The sequence below is a fragment of the Bifidobacterium crudilactis genome (genome assembly GCF_000738005.1).
In the GTDB taxonomy this organism is placed as follows: Bacteria; Actinomycetota; Actinomycetes; order Actinomycetales; family Bifidobacteriaceae; genus Bombiscardovia; species Bombiscardovia crudilactis.
In genome coordinates, this window is sequence record NZ_JHAL01000001.1 from 441,647 (window position 1) to 456,767 (window position 15,121).

At 59.5% G+C, this 15,121-nt stretch carries 11 protein-coding genes, 1 tRNA gene and 1 other RNA gene; 12 read left to right on the forward strand and 1 reads right to left on the reverse strand.

Features of this window, described 5'->3' with window-relative positions:
- Positions 1 to 105 precede the first annotated feature (105 nt).
- Positions 106 to 1,248 carry an inositol-3-phosphate synthase gene (locus tag DB51_RS01715; RefSeq protein ID WP_034250818.1) on the forward strand — a complete coding sequence of 381 codons (1,143 nt, stop codon included), beginning with the start codon at positions 106 to 108 and terminating at the stop codon, positions 1,246 to 1,248.
- Positions 1,249 to 1,418: 170 nt separating this feature from the next.
- Here the strand turns inward: DB51_RS01715 and glf are convergent, their stop codons facing one another.
- Positions 1,419 to 2,603 carry a UDP-galactopyranose mutase gene (gene glf / locus DB51_RS01720; RefSeq protein WP_034250819.1) on the reverse strand — a complete coding sequence of 395 codons (1,185 nt, stop codon included), beginning with the start codon at positions 2,601 to 2,603 and terminating at the stop codon, positions 1,419 to 1,421.
- Positions 2,604 to 2,778: 175 nt separating this feature from the next.
- Here glf and ffs point away from each other — a divergent pair.
- The 11 genes from ffs (at position 2,779) to DB51_RS01775 (ending at position 15,119) form a co-directional block, all read left to right on the forward strand.
- An RNA gene (ffs, locus tag DB51_RS09950) (signal recognition particle sRNA small type) lies at positions 2,779 to 2,869 on the forward strand.
- A gap of 152 nt (positions 2,870 to 3,021) precedes the next feature.
- On the forward strand, positions 3,022 to 4,047 hold the full coding sequence (locus DB51_RS01725) for a phosphatase PAP2 family protein (RefSeq protein ID WP_162174599.1): 1,026 nt from the start codon (positions 3,022 to 3,024) through the stop codon (positions 4,045 to 4,047).
- 90 nt (positions 4,048 to 4,137) lie between these two features.
- Positions 4,138 to 7,170, forward strand: a complete 3,033-nt coding sequence (gene topA, locus DB51_RS01730; protein WP_084674510.1) for a type I DNA topoisomerase — start codon at positions 4,138 to 4,140, stop codon at positions 7,168 to 7,170.
- A 4-nt stretch (positions 7,171 to 7,174) separates the two neighbouring features.
- Positions 7,175 to 7,879 (forward strand): dTMP kinase, encoded by a 705-nt coding sequence (gene tmk, locus DB51_RS01735; protein ID WP_034250820.1) that lies wholly within the window; start codon positions 7,175 to 7,177, stop codon positions 7,877 to 7,879.
- Positions 7,876 to 9,063 carry a DNA polymerase III subunit delta' gene (locus DB51_RS01740; protein ID WP_034250821.1) on the forward strand — a complete coding sequence of 396 codons (1,188 nt, stop codon included), beginning with the start codon at positions 7,876 to 7,878 and terminating at the stop codon, positions 9,061 to 9,063. Before tmk ends, DB51_RS01740 begins: the two co-directional genes overlap by 4 nt.
- 116 nt (positions 9,064 to 9,179) lie before the next feature.
- Complete coding sequence (locus DB51_RS01745; RefSeq protein WP_034250822.1) at positions 9,180 to 9,722, forward strand: YbhB/YbcL family Raf kinase inhibitor-like protein; 543 nt, start codon at positions 9,180 to 9,182, stop codon at positions 9,720 to 9,722.
- An 85-nt stretch (positions 9,723 to 9,807) separates the two neighbouring features.
- On the forward strand, positions 9,808 to 11,349 hold the full coding sequence (locus DB51_RS01750) for a C69 family dipeptidase (RefSeq protein ID WP_034250823.1): 1,542 nt from the start codon (positions 9,808 to 9,810) through the stop codon (positions 11,347 to 11,349).
- A 120-nt stretch (positions 11,350 to 11,469) separates the two neighbouring features.
- Complete coding sequence (locus tag DB51_RS01755) at positions 11,470 to 12,996, forward strand: formate--tetrahydrofolate ligase (protein ID WP_034250824.1); 1,527 nt, start codon at positions 11,470 to 11,472, stop codon at positions 12,994 to 12,996.
- 113 nt (positions 12,997 to 13,109) lie between these two features.
- Positions 13,110 to 13,183 (forward strand) — tRNA-Lys (locus tag DB51_RS01760).
- Positions 13,184 to 13,342: 159 nt separating this feature from the next.
- Entirely contained in the window at positions 13,343 to 14,074 is a 732-nt protein-coding gene (locus tag DB51_RS01765) for an MIP/aquaporin family protein (RefSeq protein ID WP_034250825.1), read from the forward strand.
- A gap of 163 nt (positions 14,075 to 14,237) precedes the next feature.
- Positions 14,238 to 15,119: a DUF3152 domain-containing protein gene (locus DB51_RS01775; protein WP_238548270.1), complete on the forward strand. Its 882-nt coding sequence runs from the start codon at positions 14,238 to 14,240 to the stop codon at positions 15,117 to 15,119.
- The last annotated feature ends 2 nt before the right edge of the window (positions 15,120 to 15,121 follow it).

Genomic DNA, 15,121 nt, shown 5'->3' on the forward strand with positions numbered 1-15,121 from the left:
AATGCGCGGAAGCCGGGGAGTGACCCTCCTGAACTGCCTTTATCAGGATTACATATGTATGATTAAGGGTTGAAGTACCACATCTTCAGGTAAGAGGAGTTTTTTATGAGTATCCGCGTTGCTATTGCTGGCGTAGGCAATTGTGCCTCGTCGTTGGTGCAGGGAGTCGAATATTACAAGGATGCCGAAGACGGCACGAAGATTCCGGGCATCATGCACGCCAACTTCGGTGGATATCGGGTTCGTGACATCGAATTCGTCACGGCCTTTGATGTTGATGCGCTCAAGGTCGGCAAGGACCTGAGTGAGGCCATCGCTGCATCTCAGAACAATACCTACAAATTCGCAGAAGTCCCGAATCTCGGCGTTGAGGTTCTTCGTGGACCGACGAATGATGGTCTGGGGGAGTACTACCGCCAGATGATCACCGAGTCCGATGCCGAGCCGGTCGACGTGGTTCAGGAGCTGAAGGACAAGAAAGTGGACATCCTCGTCAGCTACCTGCCCGTCGGGTCGGAAGAGGCGGACAAGGCCTACGCCACCGCGGCCATGGAGGCCGGATGCGGATTCGTCAACTGCCTTCCCGTGTTCATCGCCTCCGATCCGGAGTGGGCTCAGAAGTTCCGCGATGCGGGCGTGCCGATCGTCGGCGACGACATCAAGTCCCAGGTCGGCGCCACCATCACCCACCGTGTGATGGCCCGTCTGTTCGAGGATCGCGGTGTGCGCCTCGACCGTACATACCAGCTCAACGTCGGCGGCAACATGGACTTCATGAACATGCTGCAGCGCTCGCGCCTTGAGTCCAAGAAGATTTCGAAGACCCGTGCAGTGACCTCCGTCGTTCCTCACGACATGGAGGAACGCAACGTGCACATCGGACCTTCCGATTACGTGGCATGGCTCGACGACCGCAAGTTCGCCTTCGTCCGTCTGGAAGGCACCACATTCGGTGATGTCCCGCTGAATCTGGAATACAAGCTCGAAGTCTGGGATTCGCCCAACTCTGCCGGCATCGTCATCGATGCGGTTCGTGCCGCCAAGATCGCACTCGACCGTCACCTTGCGGGGCCGATTCTGGCACCGAGCTCCTACTTCATGAAGTCCCCTGCGGTTCAGCATGAAGACAACGAGGCACGCCGCCTGGTGGAGGAATTCATCGAAGGCCGCGTGGAGTCCACCGAAGAACAGCTCAATGCCGATGTGGCAGCTGCAAAGGCAGCCGGCAAGGATGTGTGGCGCGCATAGGCGCAATCCGCATCGGATTCGGCCCTTGACCCCGCAGAAGAGTGGGGTCAAGGGCCGTTCTACTTTTCGATCCCTACACAACCGAGACCTAGTGTCACGAGGATTCCAAAAGGGTTCCTTGGAGCCCTACTCCTGCGTGGAAGTCAGAATTCAGCTGATAAAGGGGGCACTCAGACGAGGTCGTTTGTGTAGGGATTTTTTCGGAGTATGGGCAAAATGCGTTTCTCGAAACTCGTCAGGGCGCTGTTGATGACCTGATGCATGTCGTAGTAGGCATAGGTGCCGAGCCTGCCGCCGAAGAAGACTTCCGGTTCCGATTCGGCCAGTTTTTTGTAGGCGTTGTACAGCTTGCGATCCTCCGCCGTGTTGATTGGATAGTAAGGCTCGTCTCCCCGTTGGGCGAAGCGGGAGTATTCTTCCCAGACCACGGTCTTCTCGGCGTTCTGCCGTTCGCGGCGCTCCGGATTGAAGTTCTTGAACTCAATCGCCCTGGTGAAGGGAACATCGGCATCCGGAAAATTCATCACCGGGCAGCCGAAATGATCGCCCTCATCATATCGACGTTCCTTGAAATCGACGGTCCGCCATTGCAGCTCGCCCAGGGAATAATCGAAATACCGGTCCACCGGCCCCGTATAGATAACCGGGACCTTGCCGACCAGAGCCTTCTTGCTCCAAGGCTGTGAAGTGTCGAAGAAATCGGTGTTGAGATGGACGTGGATGCGCTCGTCGGCAATCATCCGCTCGAACCACGCGGTATAGCCGTCAGTCGGCAGACCCTCCCATGTGTCTTTGAAATAGCGATTGTCGTAGTTGAACCGTACCGGAAGTCGTTTGATAATCGAGGCCGGCAATTCGCCAGGGTCGGTCTGCCACTGTTTGGCGGTGTAATTCTTGATGAAGGCCTCATACAGAGGCCGGCCGATCAGACTGATACCCTGGTCGTTGAGATTTTCGGGATCGGTGCCGGCAAGTTCGCCGGCCTGCTTCGCCACCAGCGTCTCAGCCTCCGCAGGGGTGTAATGCGCGTGAAAGAACTGATTAATCGTGCCTAGGTTGATTGGCAGGGGAAAGACCTCACCCTGATGAGTTGCGTACACCCGATGCACATACTTCGTAAAATCGGTGAATCGATTGACATAGTTCCATACGCGCCGGTTTGAGGTGTGAAAGAGATGAGCGCCGTATCGGTGAATTTCCGCCCCGGTCTCCTCGTCGAAGTAGCTGTACGCGTTTCCTCCGATATGGTCGCGAATATCGAGCAGCTCGACTGTCGCTCCGGTGTGCTCCACCGCCTGCTGGGCGATGGTGAGTCCATAAAGGCCCGCTCCCACAATGACTAGATCTGCGTTCATCTGCACCCTTTGCTTGCACTGAAAAGATTGATACCAGCTCGAATCATTTTCATAGTACCTTGAGCCGGATTCGCATCATTCACCCATGAGCTCGTATCCACGGCGATGCGGCAGATGCGCCGTCGCTGGTTTTCGCCGCAGTTTGCGATAGTCAGGCATTCGGGTAGTATGGTCGTTGCTCCTACGTGGCGTTATGTCACCCAATCCCCCCAGGGCAGGAATGCAGCAAGGGTAAGTGGCCTCTGACGGGTGCGTAGGAGTTTTCTTTTTCCGGTCGACGGCGAGGTCGACTCCGCCGTCAAGTGTTTGCTGAATGCCTGTCCGAATGCCTGTCTGACGGGCCGATTCCTGTGAATGATGTGCTTCGATTCGACGCTCCCCGCCGTAAATGGTGACCATGAGCCTTACAGTCATAGGTATGAGCAACAATTCACAAACAGATAGCTCCGTGCTTGGCGGTGTCCAGGAGGACACGCCTGTCGAGGATATCGCGTTGCAGCTTGCCCAGGCCGACCCGTTGACGATTCGTCCACGCAGGTCCTCAAGGGTTCTGTGCATCGTGATCGGTGTCCTGTTCCTCTGTGCGGCGGGGATCGTCTGGTGGCTTGGCGTGCGTACCGTAAGCGGTCAGGAGTACGACGATCTGGTGTGGACTCATTTCCGCGACGCAGTCCCCTCATGGATGGCTCCGGTTATGGGCGTATTCACCTCGAGCTTCGCTGCCCCCGTGGTGGTGGGTGTGCTGTCAGTGATTTCGCTGGTGTTGATCGTGCTGCGCAAACGGTGGTGGATGATCGGGCAGTTCGTGGTGCTGATCGCATTGTGCGCGGTCATCCCCGGGATATTGAAATCCTCTCTGCCAAGGCCGCAGCTCATCAATTCCTTGGCGAGCCAGAGCAATTCCGCGCCTTCCGGACATACGATGATCACCTGTGCGGCGGGAGCCATGCTGTTGTGTGCGGTTCCGCGTGCATGGCGTGCTGTCTGCGCCGTGGTGGCGGTGGCCTTGTCCTTCATGATGGCGCTGTCCGTTGTGGACGGGCAATGGCACAGACCAAGCGATACGGTTATGGCCTTGCTCATCACCGTTGGGCTGGCGTGCATTATGCTGGCATGCACCAGCAGATCCGGTATGGATGCGCCGGGAACGAGGGCGTCCTCCGCAAGCGTGCAGATCGTGTCAAGCGTTATGATTACCGCTGGTACCGTGGCTCTGGTCTATGGAATGTACGTCATCTGGCAGATTATGCCCGGCCTGCAGTTCAGTGCTCAATGGGCTCGGTCGGGAGCGCATATCTCCTTCATGGTCGTGCAGCTCGGACTGAGCGCTTTAGGATTCGGTATCCTGCTGGCATTGAGACATCTGACCGCGGCGCCTTTGAGCAAGATAGGGCTCGTCGGTGCGCCACCGGCGCCTCCGAAGAATGCGGCGCAAAGTCGGTGATCCGGAATTCGGAACACCGCCGTGTACTGACTTACACGTCGCGTGGGTATGATTACCTGCGATAAGACGACAGATGATAAGGAGATGTCGATGGCAACCGGCACGAAGCTCGTCATTGTGGAATCCCCCACGAAAGCGAAGAAAATAGGCGGATACCTCGGCGACGGCTATACCGTGATGGCATCCGTCGGCCATATCCGCGATCTTGCCCAGCCTTCGCAGGTACCAGCTGCGAAAAAGGCTCAGTTCGGTAAGTTCGGAGTCGATGTTGAGGACGGGTTCACGCCCTACTACATCGTCGACGGCGACAAGAAGAAAACCGTCGCCGAGTTGAAAAGCGCCTTGAAATCCGCCGATGAACTCTTCCTCGCAACCGATGAGGATCGCGAAGGGGAGGCCATCGCCTGGCACTTGGTGCAGACGCTGAAGCCCAAGGTGCCCGTAAGACGCATGGTCTTCCATGAAATCACACCCGAGGCCATACGGTCATCCCTCAACCAGACGCGTGACGTGGACGGCAATATGGTCGATGCCCAGGAGACGCGGCGTGTGCTGGACCGTCTGTATGGGTATGAGCTTTCACCTGTGCTGTGGCGCAAGGTGGGGCCGGGCCTCAGTGCCGGACGAGTTCAGTCGGTGGCCACACGGCTCATCGTGGAACGCGAACGCGAACGCATGGCCTTCGTGCGAACATCCTATTGGGATGTGCTGGCCACGCTGAATACTGAGGACGGGGCCGGCCCGGATAGCGCAGGCCAGGGATTCGACGCCCGTCTGGTGCAGCTCGACGGCAAACGTCTGGCCGGTTCCAAGGACTTCGACGAATCTGGCAACGCCACCAAAGCCGCGTTGAAGGATGGCGCCCTGCGTCTCGAGCAGGCACAGGCCGAATCGCTGGTGGAGGAGCTCAAGGGCAAGGACTTCACCGTTCAGGGGATGGACACCAAGCCCTACCGCCGTCGCCCCCAGCCCCCGTTCACCACCTCGACACTGCAGCAGACCGCAGGAAACAGGCTGGGTATGAGTTCGCGTTCGACCATGCGTGCGGCGCAGGGCCTGTACGAGAACGGCTACATCACCTACATGCGAACCGATTCGGTCACGCTCTCGCAGGAGGCCATCGCCGCAGCGCGTGAAAGCGTCCAGGAACGTTTCGGCAAGAACTACCTTTCCGAAAAACCCAAGCAGTACACCACCAAAACCGCCGGTGCTCAGGAGGCCCATGAGTGCATCCGCCCGGCGGGTTCGCACTTCCGCTCTCCCGACGAGCTTGCGGGATTGCCGCCGGACCAGCTCAAGCTGTACACCCTGATCTGGCGCAGGACCCTCGCCTCGCAGATGGCCGATGCCACAGGCTCCACCGCAACCGTCAAAATCGAGGCGGAAAGCGACAAGCAAGGCGTGGCCGTGTTCCAGGCATCCGGTACGGTCATCGAATTCCCCGGATTCCTCAAGGCCCTGGGCGAGGGACGTCACGCTGTCCAGAGCGGAAGCAAGAAGGATGGCGGCGACGGCAAGACCGCCGATGACGCCAACGCCTCGCTGCCGGTGATGGGCAAAGGCGACGTGCTGCATGCCAGCGAACTGCAGGCGGATGGGCACGAGACCCAGCCCCCGGCACGGTATACCGAAGCGACCCTGGTCAAGACCTTGGAAGCCAGGGAAATCGGCCGACCTTCGACCTATGCGAGCATCATTTCTACGATTATCGACCGCGGATACGTCTATGAGCGCGGCCGTGCGCTGATTCCTTCGTGGCTGGCCTTCTCGGTGATCAAGCTTCTCGAGAGCAAGTTCCCGAAATATGTGGATTACCAGTTCACCGCCCAGATGGAGAACGGTCTGGATATGATCGCGCATGGCAAGGAAAGCGGTCAGGAGTGGCTGACCCGTTTCTACTTCGGGGCAGGGGAATCTTCCGCGCATAGTCCGGACGAAGCGCATGAGGGTCTGCAGCAGCAGGTCGCACAACTCGGTGAAATCGACGCCAGGGCTATCAACACCATCGAGATCGGTGACGGCCTTCAGGTCAGGGTGGGGCGATACGGCCCGTATCTGGAAGACACCGTCGAGCTCGACGACGAAGGAAACCCGAAAAGAGCTTCGATACCCGAGACCATCGCGCCGGACGAACTGACCGTCGCCGCAGGGCACGAACTCATCGCCAGCAATGCGGGAGGCCCGCGAGAGCTGGGCAAGGACCCGAAAACCGGTGGTACCGTCGAGGTACGCAAAGGCCGATTCGGACCTTATGTCGCACTGGTCCAGCCGGATGACGACGGCAAGGCGTCCGGGCAGGAAGCCGCGGAAGACAAGCCCAGGAAACGCTCTAAGAAGGCTGTTGCCAACAAGCCCAAGATGGCGTCGCTTTTCAAAACCATGGACCCCGAGACCTTGACGCTCGAAGATGCGCTCAAACTGCTGGAACTTCCTCGCACAGTCGGCAGCATCGAGGAGCAGGACGCCGAGAGCGGCAACACCACGGAAGCCGTGGTCACCGCGAACAACGGGCGATATGGCCCGTATCTCACCAAAACCGCCGGAAACGGCAGCACCGAAACCCGTTCCCTTGCCAGTGAAGACGAGATATTCACCGTCGATATGACCAAGGCCAAGGAGCTGTTCGCCCAACCGAAGTACGGACGCAGAGCCAGAGGAGCCGCCAAACCGCCGCTTCGTGAGCTCGGTGCGGATCCCGAGAACGGCAAGAGCGTCACCATCAAGGACGGTTTCTACGGCGCGTACATCACCGACGGAGAAACCAATCGCACCCTGCCCAAGCAGTATTCCCCCGAATCCATCGAGCCTGCGGAAGCCTTCCGTCTGCTGGCCGAGAAAAGGGCTGCCGGGCCGGTGAAGCGCAAGGGTCGAGGCGCGCGAAAAGGTTCGTCGTCCAAGGCGGCGAGCAGCAAGTCGAAGAGTGCCGGAAAGACCAGCAAGGCGGGAAAGGCCGGTACTGCCGCGAAGAAGACGAAGAAGGCCACAGGCACATCCGCCGCAGCCAAGGCGAGGTCCTCGAAGGCATCTTCGGCCGCGTCGAAGTCCACGGCGCGAAGCACGAGCAGAAGCAAGACCAAAGCCGATGCCACAGCTGCCGGTGCATCTTCGGACAAGCTGGAGTGAGTGTATGACAGGCCTCTTCATTTCCTTCGAAGGCGTCGACGGCGTGGGGAAAACCACGCAGGTCAACCGTTTGCACAACTATGCCCTTGAGCGGGGCCTGCAGCCTTTGGTGACCAGGGAACCCGGCGGCACTCCGGTGGGACTGGCCATCCGTGAACTCGTGTTGCACGGCATCGCGGCCTTCCCGTCATTCGCCGTGACGGGGGGCTCCGACGTCGTGGAGGAGGGTGACGACCTCGGCCCGAGGACGGAGGCTCTGCTCTATGCCGCCGATCGCGCCCAACACGTTTCCCAGGTGATTCGACCGGCCTTGCAACGCGGTCAACTGGTGGTCAGCGACCGCTACGTGGATTCCTCTCTGGCATACCAGGCGGGCGGGCGCGAGCTTACGGTCGATGACGTTCGAGGTCTGAGCACCTGGGCGACACACGGTCTGATGCCTCGACGAACCTATCTGCTCGATATGGACCCAGAGCTGTCCCATGCCAGACTTCGTCACCAGCTCGACAGATTGGAAGTGGAGGGCGATGACTTCCAACGCCGTACCCGTGACGAGTTTCTGAAGCTTGCCGAGGCGGAGCCCGAACGATTCGTCGTGTTGGACGCCAGTCAGTCACCTGATGACATCTGGCAGCGCATCCGGCGTGATTTCGATGCCTTGACGGCGGAATCCGGGATATCCGGGTCCTCGGAACAGGATTCCCGATGAGTGTCTGGGATGCCATCGTCGGGCAGCGCCCCGTCGTGGACATGCTTTCCAGGGTCGCGCAGCTGTCCGGGCCGAGTGCGGACCCAAGCGGGCAGCACTCCCGTCGCGACGACCTCGCACAGTCCTGGCTGATTTGCGGACCTCCGGGATCGGGGCGCTCAAACGTCGCACGGGCCTTTGCGGCGGCGATGGACAGTCCTGACCATGGACTTGATGACGAGCCCACCAAGGTGACCAGGCAGGTTCTTTCCGGAACGCACCCCGATGTCACCATCCTGGCCACGGATAAGGTGACCATCGGCATCGACCAGGTGCGTGACCTTATCGCCACCTCCGAGCAGATGCCGAGCACCGCTCCCTGGCGAATCATCATCATCGAGGACGTCGACCGCATGATGGAGCGCACCACGAACGTGCTGCTCAAGGAAATCGAGGAGCCTGCGGAACACACGATTTGGCTGCTGTGCGCACCAAGCCCGCAGGATGTGCTGCCGACCATCCGTTCCCGTACCAGAATCGTCAACCTCGCCGTACCCACCACCGCCGCGGTAACGGCTTTTCTCAAGGAGCATACGGATGCGGACCGGCACGTTGCGGCGCGGGCCGCGCGTTTGGCCGAAGGACACATCGGCATCGCCCGTCTGTACGCCACGAACGAGCGAGTGATGGCCGACAGGGATTCTCTGGTCGTCGGCGTGCTCGGCATGTCTCGGACGTCGGACGCGGTCATGCTGGCCGAAGGGCTCATCGAGAATGCCCGTGGGCAGGCGCAGGAGGACATCGCGGCTCAGGTCGAGGCGGAACAGCGCTCTTTCAGAAGAATCAACGGTCTGGATGAGAAGGACCGCATGCCGCCCAACCTCAGGTCGGCGTATCACGCGATTGGCGCAAAGGATGATGTGAGACGACGTGTGACCCGACGTTCGCGGGATGTGCTTGATCGGGCGTTGAATTCCGTGGCCAGCGTGTATCGGGATGTATGTGTATTGCAGAACAATGCCGAGGACGCCGTCGGCATCATCAATCTGGAGAACCGTACGGCGATTACCGAACTCTCGGTGCGGCTGAGCCGATCCCAGGCGATTGACCGCTTGGAGCACATCGCCGTCGCCCGCCGCCGCATGGCAGGGAATGTGGCGCCTCAATTGGCGTTTGAAGCCCTGTTCGCCAGCTTGGTGGTCTGAAAACCGCGCGCACGGAGATAACTGCACTAAAAGGACAGCAAATGCGCACTGTGTGCTGATAAAAGCTGTCCTTTTAGTGCAGTTATCTTCAATTTGGATAATGGCATACTGGGTATATGAGAATTTCCACTGATTTCACGCAGATACCAGACGAGTACGGCAAATATGCGGATGCATCGGGGCGTATCGACGGTGTGCCGGTGGTCTCCTTCCCTTTCACGATTGCAGAGATTCCGAACACCTGCAGTGTCTTGCATTGGGAGCTGGTCGATCCGGATTCGATTCCGGTGTGCGGATTCCAGTGGATTCATTGGTCGGTGGCGAATCTGTCCATGACCGATATCGCTTTCGAGGACGGCGTAGTGCGCATTCCCGCTGATTTCTCACGTCAGCAACCGCGGCTTGCTCCGAGCGCGATCCAGGGACGGACCTCGGCGGCGTCACCCTTCGTTGGCAAGGACCATCCCGAAGTGACGATGCGATACAACGGGCCGCAGCCGCCGGACCGTCCTCATGGCTATCTTCTGCGCGTTTGGGCGGCTTCGCAAAGCATCGAAGGTCTGGACGAAGGGTTCTGGCTGAACGAGCTCGAAGGCCGGATGCGTGAACCACACGCCTATCTGGATTCGGCGACGGCGATCCTCCCCAGCAGAGCCTGAAGGCTTCGCGAGGGGCGTCATTTGGCGTAGCCCGGCACTAGAGTGTGCAGTGAAAGCGTGAGTCGTTGTCGAAAGGAAGACACGCATGTCCTGCACCACAATTCTGGTAGGCAAGAATGTCAGCTATGACGGGTCCACGATTATCGCCCGCAACGAGGATTCCGCGGATGGGGAGTTCACCGCGAAACGCTTCGTGGTGGTGCATCCCGACGAGCAGCCCCGGCAGTACACGAGTGTCATCAGCCACCTGAGCATCGATCTGGACGAGGAGTACTCTGGCCAGCAGCCGATGCGCTACACCGCGATGCCCGACGCCGTGCAGAAGCAGGGGATATGGGCGGAGGCCGGTGTCAACGCCGAGAACGTGGCTATGAGCGCCACGGAAACGATTACCAGCAACGAGCGTGTGCTGGGTGCAGACCCTCTGGTGGAGTATGCGCCTGCGGTAGGTCATCAAGGCGAGCAGGGCTATCACGCCGAAGTGCCCGGCGGCATCGGCGAGGAGGATATGGTGACCCTCGTCCTGCCCTACATTCATTCCGCGAAGGACGGGGTCCGCAGACTCGGAGCTCTGCTTGAGCGTTACGGCACCTACGAGATGAATGGCGTGGCCTTCAGCGATGTCGATGAGATTTGGTGGCTGGAGACCGTAGGAGGTCATCATTGGATCGCCAAACGTGTCCCCGATGAGGCCTATGTGACCATGCCGAACCAGTTGGGGATAGATGAATTCGACATCGAAGACGCCTTCGGTGAGCAGGAGTCGCATCTGTGCTCGGACGATTTGCGGGAATTCATCGAATCGAATCATCTCGACCTGGCCGTCGAGCATGAGTCGCTGTTCAATCCGCGAGACGCCTTCGGATCGCATTCGGATTCCGACCATGTGTACAACACCCCTCGAGCATGGTTCATGCAGCGCTATCTCAATCCCTACGATGAGGTCTGGGACGGGCCGGATGCAGTGCATACGCCGATGTCGGACGACATTCCCTGGGGACGTCAGCCCGAGCGCAAAATCACCATCGAGGATATCCGATACCTGCTCGCATCCCACTATCAGGGCACCGTATACGATCCTTACGGCACGCAGGGGGATGATCGCACGCGGGGCATGTTCCGCCCCATCGGCATCAACCGCAACAGCCAGCTCGCGGTGCTGCAGATCCGCCCCGACCAGCCCGAATCATGCCGTTCGCTGCAGTGGATAGCCTATGGTTCCAATGCCTTCAACACCTTGGTGCCGTTCTTCTCGAATGTGGATGGCACTCCGGAATATCTCGAGTCGACCGGAGCGAGGGTCACCACCGAGAATTTCTACTGGGCCAACCGCATCATCGCGGGATTGTGCGACCACGCCTATGCGGGCACCGCCAACGCCGTGGAAAGCTACCGGCAGAAGACGGGTGCTCAGGGTCACAGAATCGTTGCCGCCACCGATGAACAGGTGGCTCGGCTCGGGGCCTCGGACACTTCCACGGCAAACGGCGAGGTTCGTGGCATTCTGGAAGCGGCGAATCAGGCAATCGCCGAAGAATTGAAGAAGGAAACCGATGCTCTGCTCAACGGGGTGCTGTTTACCGTGAGCATGGGCATGCGCAACGGTTTCCGTATGTCCGATAATTAATGTCCGATAATTAATCCGAGCTCGAATCGATCCCGTATACACCTGCGGCATTCCGGTGGCGGTGCGCCGTCGGATGCCACAACCCCTTGAGCCACGTTCCGAACAATCAGAGAGGACCACATGAGCACCTACGAAAGCTATGTCACGCAATACGGACAGGTCGAGAAAATCGATGCCTTCGCGTATCTGAAGGATTTGGAAGACAACCCGCAGGAGCCGAGAAAGCACGGGAAAGTGGTGCTGGTCACCGCCGACACCCCGCTGAAGGCATCTCGCGGGGAAGGCAAGACCACTACGACCATCGCGCTGATCGACGCGTTGCGCGCCCGTGGTGTCGACGCCGCCGCGGTGCTCAGGCAGCCCAGCATGGGTATCACGGCTGCGGGGTCTAAAGGTGGCGCTTCAGGCGGCGGCAAGGCATCCCTGACGCATCCGGAGCTGATTGACTGGGGGCTGTGCGGGGAGATGGCGGCAATCGCCGCCGCTCAGAACCTGCTGGTGGCCTTCGCGGAAAAAGCCGTGGACGACGGCAGGATCGACACGATTCTGTTGCCTCGGGTCTCCGAAACCCCGTCGAGGTCATTGCGACAGATTGCCGTGGACCGCGGCAAGGGCAATGTGCCTGAGCGCATGGTGCTCACGCCGACCTGCGAGCTGATGCAGATCGTGGTGCTGTCTCGCAGCATGGAGGAGATAGGCCGGAGAGTCTCGGAAATCGTCGCGGGAACACTTGACGGCAAACCCGTGGTGTTCGGGGACTTCATCGATCTGTGGCGCATCACCAACATTCTCACCGATGCCGTGAAGCCGGCGCTGACCGAGACCAAACAAGGTTCCCCGGTCTATGTGCACTGCGGTCCTTTCGCCAACGTGTCCATCGGCATCCCCAGCCTCGTGTCCGTTGAACTGGCATGCGCGCGGCATGACGTGGTAATCGTCGAGGCAGGATACGGAACCGACGCCGGAGCGCAGAAATGGCTGGACATCGCGGCCAGGGAGTTCGGCGCGCAGTGGCCGGCAGCGGCCGTCGTCGTCACCAGAGCGAGCACATGGCGTGACGATCCCAGCCTGCGCTGGCGCTATCCATTCCACATCAACCGTCTTGAAGGCCTTGGACTGGCATCGTTCCCGCTGATCAATCTGTGGGAGGGGGAGGACGATCAGGTTCCTCAGCTGCGTGAGCAGGCCGCGGACCTGGGCTTCCGCAACCCCATCGTGGGCAATCTCTTCCGTGACGGCGGGGATGCGCTCTCGGATCAGTTGGATGCCTTCATCGACGCCATTCATACGAGCGGGGATGCCGTGGCCTCGGAATCTTCGGAAAGCCATCGCGGGATGGACACACTTGACGATGTGCGGTGGATTATACGCAGCGCATACGGTGTGCCGCCGGAAAGAGTGGTTTTGCGCGAAGGCTTCGAACAATCCTTGCAGGCTGCACGAGAGCTGTGTGCCAGCCTTGGTAAGCGACTCGAAGACATGGCCGTCGTGGCCGTCAAGTCTCCTGCGACGATGACCGATGACGACCATGCATCCGAACAGGACCGCACCGTAACCTTGAAGAAGGTCGAAGTGCATGCAGGAGCCGGTTTGGTGCAGGTGAATCTGACATCCTCACTGACCACGCCGATGCCGAAAATCGTCTGATTCCGGGGGTGGAATCCCCTTGTCGAGAGGCTGCTTCGAACCGAGGACACGACACGAGTTGCACATTCTGAAAAATTGAGTACTGTTGTTCCTCGGCTCAAGTGTGTGCCACTGCCCCTGTAGCTCAGTTGGCTAGAGCAGCTGACTCTTAATCAGCGTGTCCGGGGTTCGAGCCCCCGCGGGGGCACACAATATAAGGACCCGTCCTAGGACGGGTCCTTATGGCGTTCAAACAACTTTTTCTGGATAATGCCGGACGAACCATGTCCCCATTCGGATATTTCGTGCGGCATGATGCCTCGGCGCCGGGAAAAGTCACCAGAAGAATACAACTTAAGGAACCATCGTGGATTACCCCTTGATGACCAGGCTCGCAGCGGAGTGCATGGGAACGGCCCTGCTCATGGTATTCGGCAACGGAGCTGTGGCAAATGTGGAGCTCAAAGCAACGAAGGGACATCATTCCGGATGGCTTACCATCGCCATGGGATACGGCTTCGGCGTGATGTTTCCGGTGATGATGTTCGGCGCGGTCTCGGGCGCGCAGATCAATCCCGCGATGACCATCGCCTTGGCGACGAACGGCCTCTTTCCATGGAGCGAGGTCGCGCCGTATATTCTGGCGCAGATCGTCGGCGCTGCAATCGGTCAGTTGATCGTCTACGTCACCTACTACCCGCATTATCGTGATACCGATTCGGCTGACGCGATTTTCGCGAGTTTCTCGACGACCGATGCCGCGGGCTCACGTTCCAACTATTTCCTCAACGAGTTTTTCGGCACGCTGATTCTGGTGCTCGGCGCATTGTGCTGCCTGTCCCTGCCTTGGGGACAGAAGGACCCGGCGGTGGCCTCGCTGGCCGTGGGCTTCATCGTCTGGGGACTGGTGACATCCTTGGGCGGTCCGACCGGGCCCGGCCTCAACCCGGCCAGAGATGCCGTGCCGCGTCTGCTGCATCAGTTGCTTCCCATCTCGCATAAGGGTTCTTCTCGGTGGAACGAAGCATGGATTCCCGTCGTGGCCCCTATTGCAGGTGCGATTATCGGCGCCTGGCTCTTCCACGCGATTTTCGCCTGAGCTCATCGCGGCGGGCTATACTGACCTCATCGACAGGACGCTCAACCGATAGACGAACGGTTTGTGCAAGGCGGCGTTGCCCTGTTCCTGCACACATTGGGAGATGAGGCCTATGCCGTCGTTCGGTGATTGCTTCGCTTCGCTGCGTCGGTGTTGTCTGAGAATGTGGAACAGATTGTCCGGGGCGTTCGGCGGCATCATGGCCGCGTTGCGCTTGCATCCCCATGAGGGACATGCCGTTTGGAGTCCGTGTTCTGCGCATGACCAGGAAATGCAGCGTATCTACAGGATTCGCAGAGCTGCGGTCCTGTGCGTCGGCGCTCTCATTCTGGTGGGTATTCTTGCCGGCGTGGGTGTGGCGGTGAATAATACCAGGGCCGGAAAAGTGCAGGGTCGGTCATATGCGAAGGCCGTGGCGAGTTCTTCGAAGACCAAGCCTGACGGTCACGGCCCGCTTGTCAGGCAGGCTGCTCCTGCCGCTCAACCCTTGGCCGTACTGACCGACAGTCAGCGAAAGGCGATTGCCTCCAAGGCTCAGACTGTGGCGGAAGCCAGCGGCAACACTATTCGCCGGTATCGGTACTGCATCTCCTCGACCGACGGCATCGACGGCATCACGGTATTCGAGAGTGTGGTCTTCCGGACATTGAATTCGAGTTTGGGGTGGCCTCGTGCGGGTGCCACCTTTTCATATGCCGGCAACGGATGCGATATGACGTTGATTCTGGCCGAGGCCGACACGATGACGTCCTTTTCCGAGGGGTGCAGCGAGGAATACAGCTGCCGTGTCGAGGACAAGGTCATCATCAATGCGGATCGCTGGCGGAACGGTACCTCGGACTGGTTGAAGGCGGGTGGAACGGTGGAACGTTACAGGCAGCTGGTAATCAACCACGAAGTAGGCCACCGGCTTGGACACCTCGACAACGAGGCCACATGCAGCGTCCCGGGAGGTGCCGCGCCGGTGATGCAGCAGCAGTCGATGTCTTTGCGCGGATGCTCTCCGAATGAGTGGCCGCTGGACTCGGAACTGTGGGTGTCCTGAAC

Bases quoted from the DNA above. Each gene is read 5' to 3' on its own strand.
- DB51_RS01775 (WP_238548270.1), top strand. From the start codon at position 14,238: ATGTGGAACAGATTGTCCGGGGCGTTCGGCGGCATCATGGCCGCGTTG.
- DB51_RS01740 (WP_034250821.1), top strand. From the start codon at position 7,876: ATGAGTGTCTGGGATGCCATCGTCGGGCAGCGCCCCGTCGTGGACATG.
- DB51_RS01745 (WP_034250822.1), top strand. From the start codon at position 9,180: ATGAGAATTTCCACTGATTTCACGCAGATACCAGACGAGTACGGCAAA.
- DB51_RS01750 (WP_034250823.1), top strand. From the start codon at position 9,808: ATGTCCTGCACCACAATTCTGGTAGGCAAGAATGTCAGCTATGACGGG.
- DB51_RS01725 (WP_162174599.1), top strand. From the start codon at position 3,022: ATGAGCAACAATTCACAAACAGATAGCTCCGTGCTTGGCGGTGTCCAG.
- tmk (WP_034250820.1), top strand. From the start codon at position 7,175: ATGACAGGCCTCTTCATTTCCTTCGAAGGCGTCGACGGCGTGGGGAAA.
- topA (WP_084674510.1), top strand. From the start codon at position 4,138: ATGGCAACCGGCACGAAGCTCGTCATTGTGGAATCCCCCACGAAAGCG.
- DB51_RS01755 (WP_034250824.1), top strand. From the start codon at position 11,470: ATGAGCACCTACGAAAGCTATGTCACGCAATACGGACAGGTCGAGAAA.
- DB51_RS01715 (WP_034250818.1), top strand. From the start codon at position 106: ATGAGTATCCGCGTTGCTATTGCTGGCGTAGGCAATTGTGCCTCGTCG.
- glf (WP_034250819.1), bottom strand. From the start codon at position 2,603: ATGAACGCAGATCTAGTCATTGTGGGAGCGGGCCTTTATGGACTCACC.